Source organism: Bacteroidales bacterium (genome assembly GCA_031275285.1).
Lineage (GTDB): Bacteria > Bacteroidota > Bacteroidia > Bacteroidales > UBA4181 > JAIRLS01.
Genome location: JAISOY010000110.1, coordinates 1 through 13036, shown reverse-complemented (window position 1 = coordinate 13036; position 13036 = coordinate 1). Strand labels below are relative to the sequence as shown.

Genomic DNA, 13036 nt, shown 5'->3' with positions numbered 1-13036 from the left:
GGTTTCTGAAACAATCAATCCCCTTACACCCCCAGTCCAATCAGTTAGATTCGATATCGAAGAAAGCTTTGGAGGTGTACTCGTTATGTTGGAGGAAAACATTTCGAAGGCAGACCTTGCTATTGTATTGATGGCAGATACTGCGGGAATTGATAAATGGGAAGATATCCACACCTTTCATACAAAATCGGAAGCCATTAAGCTTTCAAGAAGAGGTTTAGAGGCAAAGACGACTAATTTTGGTGCATACCTGAGGGACAGGTGGAATAATACTTCCGATACCATTTATAAGGTATTGACTCCTATTGAAGAAATCAAGCTTCCCAAAACAGACTTCAGGAATGCAGCATTACCCACTGATTATTTTATTACAGCAGAAGGAAATAATGCGTATCGTCTAGAGCAATTATGGCTTGGACCGGAAGCATCGGATGGAAATTTCTACGCAACCAGCCATAGCGCTCCTATGCCCCAATGGTTTACCATTGATCTTGGTCATAAGATGTCTATAAGTCGTATTCAGAAGTGGCCGCGTGCCAATTATGAACTATATTCAGGAACGGCACCACGTATTTTCCAGGTATGGGGCAGCGACAATCCCAATCCGGATGGTAGCTGGGACGATAGCTGGACCTTGATAGGTGAATTTGAGCAATTTAAACCTTCAGGTTATGGTGAAGGTATGGAAGTGGGACCCATTACCGATGAAGATAAAGATTATTGGTATAATAGAACAGAATTTGACCTGGTGCCTACGGACAAGGTCTATGATCCATATATACCGGTGACCCATCTGCGTTTTAAAATTTTGTCAAATTTTAATACATATGGTACGGATGCAACAATGGGGCAGGTCATCATTTGCGAATTTACTTTCTGGGGACAATTGAAGGATTAACAGGTTTAAACCATTAAAATACTTGAAAATGAAAAAAATAATATATTTATTCATAGCATTTTCCATAGGATATCTGTCATCATGTAAAGAAATGACTGATATTTATGAGGAACATGTGGTGATTGGTGGATTAAAATACCCACAGAAAGTAGATTCCCTGAAAATTTATGCAGGATATAATAAATTGAGGTTATCCTGGCTGAAAGCCAAGGACCCGAGCGTTGTCCGTGCCGAGGTTTACTGGAATAATTATGCCGATACCATGGGAATAGATCTTTCCCGGATGCAGGGTGAAATTATTATGGTAGATATAGATGATCTCGGTGAAGGAAGCTATACCTTTTATGTGAAAACTTTTGATAAAGAGGATAATGCATCTATACCTTCCGAAGTAACCGGCACATCGTACGGGGATTATTATATAATGGGGGCAACCGATCGGACAATAAATAACATTGTTTCACGCGATAATAATCTTGAATGGTTCATTGAATGGGGGGTGAAAACACCGGATTTGGTTTATTCCGAAATACGTTATGTGACAACTTCTGATCAAATCAAAACGATTCGAGTACAGCCAGAACAGTCAATATTAAGTTGTCCTGATATAAAAACCGGAGAACCTGTTGAATGTCGTTCTGTCTTTTTACCCTCAAAAGGAATTGATTCGGTTCCTAGGGAATGGATTAGAAATGATTTGTCATTCATATACAATTATCCGAGAACTGGTTGGACAGCTGTTGCTAAAAATGGTAATCATGATTGGGGTGATGGCGGAGGCGGACAACCGGCACTTCTTTTTGATGGTAATCGTGCTACGGGTTGGCATAGTAAAGTAGGTACACCGTTTCCTCAATGTGTAGTGGTTGATATGAAGAAATCCTTGCTGGTTGATAGTGTCATAATTTATCCACCGGAAAGAACAAATTGGCGTTATTTAAAAGATGTGGAGATCTATTTGACTGATGATCCGATAGATCCTGACGATCCAAATTTAACAACAATTTTATCTTCTATGACACCTGTGGCACAAGGGCAGTATGATGGAACGGATATTTTTACTATGTATCTTTCAATCCAGGCATCAGGACGATATATGACTGTTGTTTTTCCTAATGGGACAGCAGCATATATAAGTTTTATGGAGTTAGAGGTATTTGGGCCTTAATATGTTTATAGTTTGATAAGATTGGTTTACCTGCGTCAATCTGAGTTTAAAAAAAACGCCTTTTTCTCAAATGTAGGAAAAGGCGTTTTACATGATCAAACGTCAATATTCTGATATATCATCTATATGTTAGACTGTAGCTATTGGGCGCTACTCATCATCATTAGGTCTGTTTATGTTTGTCATTTCAGAGTAGCTGATAAGGTTGTTTTTGGAATCATATGTCTCGGAACGTACAACTCCTGCATTTAAAGCGTACCATTCCACTCCCTTGTAAGTGGTCTTCTTTTTACCTTCGGTCACTTCAAAAGTAAATTTGATCTTGGATGCGTCGAATTTCCCGGCGGGAGTACTTATTCTTTCTTTTTCGTCGAGAAATCTGTTATATATGCGAACCCTGACAGATGCTTTTTTATCAACTTTCGACCAGATGGTAAATTCACCACCATCTGTAGCAAAATCTCCAACATAAGGAGCGGTACCAAATGTATTGGGATAGTCAATAAAATTACCAACGAGTTCTGTGTTGCTGGTGAATAATTTGGCTATTTCCGGGAAACTCCCTTTATTGGTCATGTTCAGATAAAAATTACCACCTTCACAACGTCCGAAGATTCTTCCCAGGTCAATAGCAGTACCTTTATTATCAGTTGTGACCAACCTGACTGTGACTTCATCCGAAAATTCATGGGAATTCCAACTTTCAACCGTGTAGGTAGTGGTATTCAGCAGGTTTTTTTGGGCATCATAACTTTTACTGATCATTACTGTACCTTCCTCCGGATAAAACGGCATACAATCGCTTTGAGCCATAGCCAATCCTGTTGCTATAAAACCAAACAATGCAAATAATAAAAACTTGTTCATGAGATTAAAATTTAAGTTAGACTTTCTGTATAAAATGTTAAATTAAAAACAAGACAAACATCAGTTTACTAATCGTGAATGCTTATAATTCAAGGATAGTAAAATTAACTACCAAACCGGAAACTTTCGTTAATTTCTATTATATATAATGTACACACAAATATAAGAAGAAATATGGTGTATTGTACAAAATGACTGATTTTTTAGATGAAAATACCGAAAATCATAATTATACTTATGGTTGATAAGGTAACGTGAAGAAAAAAGTACTTCCTTTATTTATTTCAGATTCTAAACGGACATTTCCTCCCAATAACTTTACTAAACCGTCGCAAATACTTAACCCCAAGCCATTGCCTTGATTGATATCGGTCATATCTATTTGGGTAAACCTTTGGAAAATAGTCTCGAAATTTTCTTTTTCAATTCCTTTGCCGGTGTCTTTAACATATAGTTCAAGATATTTTCCATCCTGAAGTTCAGGGGTTATTCCTAATTCGATTGATCCTTCCATCGTGAACTTTATGGCGTTGTTGATCAGGTTGATCAATATTTGCTTGAGCCGGATCTCATCGGTTTTGACTATATATTCCTCCGTGAGATTAACTCTGAAATTAATATTTTTATTCGTTTCGTTTATCTGTGATAATGCAATTATCTCAATGTCATGGAAAAGATCCCTGATATTTGTATATGCTGGATGTACCTCAAGGAGATCGGCTTCAATTTTTGATATGTCAACTATGTCGTCAATTAACCGTAGCAGATGTTTACTTGACTTTTGTATGACATCTACATATGAAAACATTTTATCCCTGGGTAAGGATGTGTTTTTGAGGAATCCTGAGAACCCAACAATGGCATTCATAGGTGTCCTGATTTCATGACTCATATTGGCGAGAAATGCGGATTTAAGCTTATCTGATTTTTCTGCGCGAACTATTTGATCTTCAAGTGTGTTTTGTTTTTCCTGTAACAAAGAAGTCATATCCATTTCTTTCTTCAATGATACATAAATGTTTCTCATCATGAAAGATAAAAGGATAGAGATAAATAATGAAAAACCAAGAAAATTAGTCATGCATACGATAAAAGCGCCTACAGGATAACTGGTAATTTTCCATGTGGCGGGTTCCTTGGTGATCACAGGGATTAACATCAGGCCAAGAGTAACCAGATTGACTGTAAAAGCCATCCATGTTCCCTTAAATTCAAACAGGACACTGGATAATATTGGAAACAGGAACCATAGTATGAATCCTGCACCATAAGGCCCTAACAATAAGGTTAGAACTACTCCAAGGAGGTAGAGTATGATTAAAATAACAATACTTTTGGTGGTAGAAGAAACTTTTTTAGAGGTAACGAAAAATAATAGCACGGCGTAAGAGATGGTATTCACTGAGGCGACATACCATAACTGTTCTTTTATGGCTGTGAACGTACCGATAATGTAGAGGATGCTTCCCAATAAAATAATACCCAGTATAAGTCCATATAACAATTTGCTTTTCCAGCGATATAAATTTGTTGGTCCTTCATATTCTGTATAAGGAATATATTTTGAAAGAAATACAAGGATGGGATCCAATGAACGACTCATGAAAATGCCATGTTTTGCAACGATGAAGAAAAAGAGGGATTGCCCTCATTGTGGCTACAAAATAACTTAAAATATTTATTGATAAATAAATTATGATACATTATTTTTTCAACATTTATTATTTATGCGAATCAAGGGTTGAATAAAGGAGGTCTGAAAGACCTCAATGTGAATAACCGTGGGTGAACTGCAGCTCAAGACCATCGGGAGTAAACCCATGGAAAAAACGGACAATATGTTACGGTGTCACCAAAGGGGCGAATACCATACTTACACCTGTTGCCCCGTTACTTTCAGTGAACCCTTCGGGTTTCGGGGACACAAAAGAAGGTGATCTTCCAGCCACGGGTATAACCCGTGGTAATTATTCGCAATGCTCATGAGAACGAATTCTTACGCTAAGTTCATATTCAATTCCTTCGGGATATCCGAAAAATCGTAACATTCATATCAACCCCTGATTCACATTATTTAATAAATACTAACAATAATGATTTTGCCCCGAAAATATATCGTATCGTGATAATTCTCATTGATATCCTGAAAAAGAATATTATCTTTGTTGCACACTCAATTATCAATTTTCTTACTTGTCATGAATAAAAAATTTAAATCAAATCGTCGGGAGTTCCTGAAAAAATCTACAATAGGTACCATTGGGACGATGTCTGTACCTATATTCCTGAATAGTTGTTCCGGTTCAGACACTAAAAAAGAAAAATTAAAAGATGTAGAGGTTCCGGAAATTTTGGATAAAGCTCCGGATGGAAAGCCTCTTAAAGCAGGGTTGGTAGGATGTGGAGGCCGTGGTACAGGTGCTGCCATGGATTTTTTAAGTGCCGGTAGCGGATTACAAATAACAGCTATTGGAGATGTTTTTAAGGATCAATTGGATGCTTGTAGAGCAAGATTAAAAGAAAAAGGGCAGGATATTCCGGATAGTAATTGTTTTATAGGATTTGATGCCTATCAGAAAGTCATTGATTCGGGGGTAGATGTTGTTTTATTATGTACCCCTCCGGTTTTCAGGCCTATACATTTTAAATATGCTATCGAGAAAGGGAAACATTGTTTTATTGAGAAACCATGTGCTGTTGATCCTATGGGAGCCAAACAGATACTTGTAGATGCCAAAAGGGCTTCTCAGCAGGGATTATCGGTAATCAGCGGAACAATCCGCCGTTCACAAAAAGATTGTATTGAGACATACCGCAGGGTTGCCGGAGGAGCCATCGGCGAAATCGTTTCTGCCCATGTATCGAGATTGGGTGGGGCGCTGTGGCATAAACAACGCCAACCTGGTTGGACCGATATGGAATATATGTTGCGTAACTGGGTGAATTTTTGCTGGACATCAGGAGATTTGGTAGTGGAGCAATTTGTTCATGAGATAGATATGATGTCATGGTTCATGGGTGATAAAAAACCGATTAGGGCTGAAGCTACAGGTGGGCGTCAGCGTCGTGTGACTGGTGATATGTATGACTTCTTCAGCATAGAGTATGTATACGATAATAATTACAGGGCACATTGCACTTCACGTCAGATTGCTGAATGCGATACCAATCACCTGGTTATGGTATACGGAACGAAGGGCTATACCAATTGCTTTGATAAGATATACAATCTGGACGGAACCATTGCGTGGGAGTATCCTCATCCTAAAAAAGATGATCCGGATCAGTCAATGGTTGTTCCCAATCCTTTTGTTCAGGAACATATCCGTCTTGTTACTGCTATCCGTACCAATAAGCCTGTAAATGATGCTGAACAGCATGTTCAGTCTACATTGATGGCTATTATGGGACGTGAGTCAGCATACAGTGGGAAATTTGTTACCTGGGATCAGATCATGGCCTCTACATTGAAATTAGGTCCTGAAACCTACGAGTTAGGACCGGTTCCTGATATCAAAGAAGTTATTCCAGTTGTTGGAACATCCAGGATTTAATACTTTTGATATGCAGCGTAGAAATTTTATTAAGAATACTGTTTTGGCTACAGGTGTACTTTCTGTGCCGTTCATTACTCATGCGGCGGTTAAAGATGTGGTGAATAAAGAATCAGATACTTCTGTGGAATTCAAAAAATCGATCATGTGGGGGACCGTAGGTTTAAGTGGTTCCGTATTAGATAAATGTAAAGCAATTAAGGCTGCCGGCTATCATGGGATTGAACCCAATAGCCATATGGATAGGAAAGAAGTCCTTGATGCTATGAAAGCCACAGGTTTGGTTGCTTCCAGTGTTTGTTGTTCAACACACTGGGAAAAATTACTTTCCCATCCGGATGCTTCTGTTCGGCAGGAAGGAGTTGAAGGAGCTATTGTGGCTTTGGAAGACGCCCATGCTTATGGTACGGATGCGATTTTGCTCGTACCCGGCAGGGTGGATGCCAATGTCAGCTATGATGATTGCTGGAACCGTTCAGTAGAAGGGATCAAAAAGATACTCCCGGTTGCTAAAAAGTTAAAAGTAAAAATATGCATAGAAAATGTATGGAATAACTTTCTTTTAAGCCCTATTGAAGCATGTAATTATGTGGATCAATTCAAGAGTCCGTATGTCGGGTTCTATTTTGATTGCGGTAATATTCTCGTTTATGGTTGGCCTGAACAATGGATCAAGATACTTGGAGATCGCATCGGAAGGATACATATTAAGGAGTTCAGTAGAGAACTTGCTGATAAGAACGGACGTTGGAGCGGTTTCGGAGTAAAGCTGACTGAAGGGAATGTTGATTGGACTAAGGTAATGCTGGAAGCCAGAAAAAGTTATAAAAATGTATGGCTTACTACCGAACAGGGAAGTTCAAAGACACCTGAAGAGTTAAAAGATCTGAATAATCGGTTGGATAAAATTCTTCGTATGTAAGTATTATTTATTATCATACGATAATTTATGATTTCATCACCGTTCTTATCCTGAAAATATGGATTGAACGGTGATGTTCGTTTAGAACAGTGCAGACCTGATACCAAATGATAAATGAAAAATATCTTTGAGCGGGATCGTTTTATTTTTTATAAAGGTAATCAGGTACAGCTCATTGGTACTTATTTCATAGTAAAAAGATACCGACCTTCTCACTCTTTTCCTGTTTTCAGGAATATGATATGTTAGTGACTGGCCAATATACATATTTAACCTCAATCTTGAAGAGAACCAATAATAACCATCAGGATAACGGCTGGACTGTTTTACCCAAAAATCTTCCGTATTTAAGATCGTTGTAAAATATATACCACAATTCAGTGGCTCAATTGAAAAACTTTCAGCTTTTTTTAAATGCAGATCCCATGGGACATATCCTGCTTTAGCGGTAAAAGTGATATTGGCTCTGTGTCCGGAAAATTTAGGTAAAAAACCTAATAATGCATTGGTTTCCCATTGTTTTTTCTTACCATATCTGCGTCCGACACCTGTTGACAGAAATCCCATAGACCCTGCGAATTGTACATTTACAAATGTCGGGATTAATTTCGCCCATGCTTTCTGATATTTTTCCACCCTTCTGTCATAATCACTACGATGGGTATTTAAGCTGTCATCCTGTCCTGTAACATTTGTCGATACCATCAGAAAAATCCAAAACCAGATTATTTTATAATTAAAACTCGACCAATTCATAATTATAACCATCCGGTTTAATGGTGAATAAAAAATAATTTCTTTTCTCGATATTGGCACATTGGTAATATAATATCCCATCACCATATAGATCTGCTATTTGAACCTGATGCTCATGGGCATTCATACAAAACTGTATGTTGGGAAAAGTATTGATATACAGTTGAAAAACCCTGGCTACATTATTATTGAATTGTTCGCTATATGGCCTTGCATGCATTACAAAATATGTTTTCATATCCAGTTCCTGTTCGTTGCCCAGCTGTTCTTCGATAAAATTGAAGTCAGGAACAGGATTGGAATAGTCGTATTCCAGCGCATTTGTATCAAGGCATATAAATTTCAGGTTACCCGCAGTAAATGTAAAATTTCGTTCGCCATAAATTTTCAGATATGTATCTTTTCCTGATCCTATGCAGTCATGGTTGCCGATCAATGCCACATAAGGAACTTTTAACTTGCCCAAAATATCCCGCATCCAGATAAACTCATTGGTCAAGCCATAATCGGAAAGATCTCCTCCGTGAATAATAAAATCAATATCATTTCTATTGTTTATGGCTTTTACAAAATCCTTTGTGTCATCATACCAACCTTGTGTATCGCCGGTAAACACAAAACGGATGGTATCTTTACCCAAACATGCATCTTTAATTTTCCGGCTATTCTTTTCATTGATGCCAGTCTCTCCTTTCACATGCACATCATATGGATGATATTCAAAAAGGTCTTTACACCCGGACAAAAGAATAATCCCTAAGAAACATATATATATTCTTATTATAATTTTCATATTTGAACTTAGAAAAGCAAAAGTACGTTTTTTGAAGGAATCCTCCAACTAGTATTTGATTTGTGTAGATTTTTATCTGAATAATTAAACATAAAGACATGTTAAATGTTTCAGTTTTTATGCTGTGTTCGAACACGGAGTGATAAAATGTAAGTATTGGAATTTAAAAAAACGGTTATCCTTTTCAAAATAACCGTTTTTTCTGATTTTATAAATTTTTATTTCAGATTTGACTGGGAATAATAAAGATTCATGGCATCATAATGTTTGAGGATATTGGGCAAGCGATTCATGAAATCATCGTAATTCTTTTCTTTTTTAGGAGTCCATATTGCTTCGGACATAGCAGCCAGCCGAGGAAACAACATGTATTCAAGATGAGAATCTTTAGCGATGTATTCACGCCATAGATTAGCCTGTCCGCCGAGAATATGTTTGGATTCTTTCTCAGTCAATCCTTCCGGGGTGGGGTCGAAACTATACACTTTTTCCATAGGAAGGTATCCACCAATGGCCAGTGGCTCATTTTCACGATCTTCCGATTGGTAATAATCGAAGTAGCAAAAAGATGTCGGAGTCATGATCACATCGTGTCCTTGTTTAACTGCTGCAACTCCTCCGTCTACTCCCTGCCATGACATAACTGTGGCATTAGGAGCCAATCCCCCTTCTAAAATTTCATCCCAACCGATGATACGACGTCCTTTTGTATTAACGAATTTCTCTATACGCTTGACAAAATAACTCTGTAATTCATGTTCGTCTTTTAACTCCAGTTCTTTGATTTTAGTCTGACAATGATGGCAACGTTCCCACCGGACTTTAGGACATTCATCACCGCCAATATGTATATATTCGCCGGGAAACAGCTCAATAACTTCGGAAAGGACATTTTCCAGAAATTCAAATGTTTCTTCTTTGGGACAATACACATCATTGAAAACTCCCCATAAACCTTCTACTTCAAACGGACCTCCGGAACATGAGAGATCCGGATAAGCGGCTAGGGCAGCTACTGCGTGTCCTGGCATTTCAATTTCCGGAATGACTGTTACAAACTTCTTTTTGGCGTAGGCCAGTACTTCCTTCACTTGTTCCTGGGTATAATATCCGCCATAGCGCTCCTGATTGTATTTGCGTTCCTTGCTGATATAAGGACCGATCAGCGTACGGTCTCTCCATGCGCTGATTTCGGAAAGTTTAGGATATTTTTTGATCTCAATACGCCAACCCTGATCATCGGTGAGGTGCCAGTGAAAAGTATTGATTTTATGAAATGCCAGCTTGTCAATGTAGTTTTTAATGGATATTACATCCGAAAAATGCCTGCATACATCCAGCATCAATCCCCGGTAGGGATAACGGGGTTCATCTTCGATGTCAACACAAGGTACAGCCCATGTGATATTTGCTACTCCGTTTCGTTCTATTTGTGGAGGCAATAACTGGCGAATGGTTTGCATGGCGTAAAAGAATCCGGCAGCAGCACTGGCTTCCACTTCAATCATATTCTTGCGTATTTTCAACTTATAACCTTCTTTATTTTTAACAGAAGACGAAAGTTTGAAAAATACCATATTGTCACCCGCTTTTATATTGTCCTGGGAAGCATCTGCAATTTTAATTCCTAAGTCTGACGACAACAAAAAACGTTCTAACAGGGCAAATGCGGCATTATGCATTTCTTCGTTAGTAGAGGGAATAACAATGCGCGTATCCCCGTTGAAAACGAATTGGCCCGGTTGTGCTTTAATCTTGGCCGGTTTAGGGATAATAGGGTAGTGATTTTCTTGTGCCATACCTGAAACTGAAAGAAAACAGGTCAATACCATACAATGAATTACTTGATGAATATTCATATAATTTTTATTATGTTTTATAATAACGGACTGAATAACCGGGCTACAGACTCCCGGAAGACTACCCAGCCACGGCGTTGTTCCCATTCTTTGGGATCGATGCTTTTCAAGCCTTTTATATCATTCATGAAAATATTACGCATGGCTATGGCTAATCGTTGGTCGTAAATCAAAGCATTGACTTCAAAGTTCTGGTCGAAACTTCGGATATCCATATTGGCGGTACCTATCGAACAAAATACATCATCGATCATCATCAGTTTCGAATGCGGAAATCCCTTTTCATACAGGTATACTTTGATTCCGGCATCCAACAGTTGTCCAATATAAGAATATGAGCTCCAGATCACCAGCCTGGAATCAGAACGTTTGGGGAGGAGTATACGAACATCTACTCCGCTTAATGATGCCGAACGTAATGCGGTGAGGATACTTTCATTGGGGAGGAAGTAAGGTGTGGATATATAAATGTTTGATTTTGCAGTAGCTGCGGCCAGAAAAAAAGTCTGCATGATACCAGACCAGTCGGAGTCGGGACCACTGGCTACAATCTGCATCAAATGCCTCTCTGTAACAGTGGAAGGCGGAAAATACTTGTCGTGGTGATGGATATTGCGTTTGCTCACAAAAAACCAGTCCAGTAAAAAGATCGACTGTAAAGAATATACTGCTTCTCCCTCTATTTTCAGATGTGTGTCACGCCATGGCCCCAGCTCTTCATTTCCGGAAATATAACGGTCGGCAATGTTAAGTCCTCCGACAAATCCTATCTTACCATCTACGACAATAATTTTCCGATGATTCCGGTAATTGATTTTATTGGTAAGAAAAGGCAGCCGGACCGGCATAAAGGGAAATATTCTTACTCCGGCATCCTTTAACGACCGGATGTATTTTTTACTCAAAGACCAACTACCGATATCATCATAGATGACACGAACTTCCAGACCCTGTTTTGCCTTATCAATAAGTATATTCCTGATAATGTTTCCAATTTTGTCATCATCGATTATGTAATACTCAAGATGTATGTGGTCCACGGCTTGTTCTAAAGCCTCTATGATTGCTTCAAATGTTACTTTCCCGTTAACCAGTATTTTTACTTTGTTGTACTCCGTGAGCAGTACTTTTTCAGAATTATATAACATTTTCATGATGTGCAGTTTACTTTCCACAGCATCATCAGGCCAATATGTTTTTTGGGTGGCATCAGTAGGTTGATATTGCTTCAGTAGTTTTATCTGTTTACTGTCTGATAACCCTTTTCGGGAGAAGATCTTTTCCTTCCGGTAATTTTTTCCAAAAAAGAAATAAATGATGATCCCAATGATTGGTAAGAATGAAATCACCAATAACCAGGCAATAGTCTTTAACGGGTCGCCTCTTTGCTGAATCACCAATATTACTACAAATAAAAAGGTGATAAAGTAGAAGAATTTTACCCACTCATTCTGTATCAAAGAAAACATAATACAGGTTTATTATTTCTTTTAAAGCCTAAAAATACAAAATAATCAACAATAATTGGAGATATTCTTGCCGATTCTACCAGGTAAAATCAGCCGTATATTCCGATAAGTTATTTTTTGCATCTGTTACTTTTAATACCAGATGGTGTTTGGTATTTTTTTTCAGCCTGTCCGGATCAAAGCGATAGGTAATCAGGTCGTTTTTAGCATCGTATTCGAACAACACCCACTGGTCATCGATCCATCCGTTATATGTAGAGATCCCGGAGAAGTTGTCGGATATTTTGAATCGTATACTTGGGGCTCCTCTCATATTGGCTCCTTTCGAGAGGTTAATGGGGGTGATTCGTGGGGGAATCGTATCTACTGCAATGGCAAAATTACCAAACGTCATGGAATGAGTACTTACCACATTATTCTGATAAGCCCCACCAGCACTTGTTATCCTACCGTTAGAAGTTACATTTGCTACCAGGGCTTTATCCCGTAACCTCTCAGGAAGATTGTCGGCGGCTATTTCAATAGAGATAGCTTTATGCAAGGGAACGTGAACATTATGGATATGATGTATGTCTGAATATAATGAGCGGTAGTTTGCTGAACTTTCGTATTCAAAGTCGATATTACTATATAAGGCATATGCAGGTATGACCACTTTTACACCCGGCCGTTTAAAAACCAGATCACGTTCATAAGCATTGGTTGTAAAGAGGGGCATTCTCATTATTTCAAGGATATCTACGGGTGCTT

The 13036-nt window shown here is 38.4% G+C and carries 12 protein-coding genes; 5 read left to right on the top strand and 7 right to left on the bottom strand.

Annotated features, from left to right (window positions below; translation table 11 throughout):
- Together LBQ60_11840 and LBQ60_11835 are read left to right on the top strand one after the other, a co-directional pair.
- Positions 1-898 (top strand): DUF5126 domain-containing protein (locus tag LBQ60_11840; protein MDR2038604.1); only part of this gene is annotated, 898 nt, incomplete at its 5' end.
- Positions 899-926: 28 nt separating this feature from the next.
- Complete coding sequence (locus tag LBQ60_11835) at positions 927-2066, top strand: discoidin domain-containing protein (GenBank protein ID MDR2038603.1); 1140 nt, start codon at positions 927-929, stop codon at positions 2064-2066.
- A 150-nt stretch (positions 2067-2216) separates the two neighbouring features.
- Here the strand turns inward: LBQ60_11835 and LBQ60_11830 are convergent, their stop codons facing one another.
- Both LBQ60_11830 and LBQ60_11825 read right to left on the bottom strand, forming a co-directional pair.
- Positions 2217-2933: a hypothetical protein gene (locus LBQ60_11830; GenBank protein MDR2038602.1), complete on the bottom strand. Its 717-nt coding sequence runs from the start codon at positions 2931-2933 to the stop codon at positions 2217-2219.
- 235 nt (positions 2934-3168) lie between these two features.
- A complete protein-coding gene (locus LBQ60_11825) occupies positions 3169-4536 on the bottom strand; it encodes a hypothetical protein (protein MDR2038601.1) in 1368 nt (455 codons plus the stop codon).
- 182 nt (positions 4537-4718) lie between these two features.
- Here LBQ60_11825 and LBQ60_11820 point away from each other — a divergent pair, with 182 nt between their 5' ends.
- The 3 genes from LBQ60_11820 to LBQ60_11810 all read left to right on the top strand — a co-directional run bounded on the left by LBQ60_11820 (position 4719) and on the right by LBQ60_11810 (position 7409).
- Complete coding sequence (locus LBQ60_11820; protein MDR2038600.1) at positions 4719-4919, top strand: hypothetical protein; 201 nt, start codon at positions 4719-4721, stop codon at positions 4917-4919.
- Positions 4920-5131: 212 nt separating this feature from the next.
- Positions 5132-6487: a Gfo/Idh/MocA family oxidoreductase gene (locus LBQ60_11815; protein ID MDR2038599.1), complete on the top strand. Its 1356-nt coding sequence runs from the start codon at positions 5132-5134 to the stop codon at positions 6485-6487.
- A 10-nt stretch (positions 6488-6497) separates the two neighbouring features.
- Positions 6498-7409 carry a sugar phosphate isomerase/epimerase gene (locus LBQ60_11810; protein MDR2038598.1) on the top strand — a complete coding sequence of 304 codons (912 nt, stop codon included), beginning with the start codon at positions 6498-6500 and terminating at the stop codon, positions 7407-7409.
- Between the two features lie 81 nt (positions 7410-7490).
- Here the strand turns inward: LBQ60_11810 and LBQ60_11805 are convergent, their stop codons facing one another.
- The 5 genes from LBQ60_11805 to LBQ60_11785 form a co-directional block, all read right to left on the bottom strand.
- Positions 7491-8114, bottom strand: coding sequence for a hypothetical protein (locus LBQ60_11805; protein MDR2038597.1), 624 nt, complete (start codon positions 8112-8114; stop codon positions 7491-7493).
- 31 nt (positions 8115-8145) lie between these two features.
- Positions 8146-8958 (bottom strand): metallophosphoesterase, encoded by an 813-nt coding sequence (locus tag LBQ60_11800; protein MDR2038596.1) that lies wholly within the window; start codon positions 8956-8958, stop codon positions 8146-8148.
- A gap of 218 nt (positions 8959-9176) precedes the next feature.
- Positions 9177-10817 carry a beta-N-acetylhexosaminidase gene (locus LBQ60_11795; protein ID MDR2038595.1) on the bottom strand — a complete coding sequence of 547 codons (1641 nt, stop codon included), beginning with the start codon at positions 10815-10817 and terminating at the stop codon, positions 9177-9179.
- 17 nt (positions 10818-10834) lie between these two features.
- Positions 10835-12286, bottom strand: coding sequence for a cardiolipin synthase (cls, locus tag LBQ60_11790; GenBank protein MDR2038594.1), 1452 nt, complete (start codon positions 12284-12286; stop codon positions 10835-10837).
- Between the two features lie 76 nt (positions 12287-12362).
- On the bottom strand, positions 12363-13036 hold a 674-nt coding region (locus LBQ60_11785), incomplete at its 5' end, for a hypothetical protein (protein ID MDR2038593.1).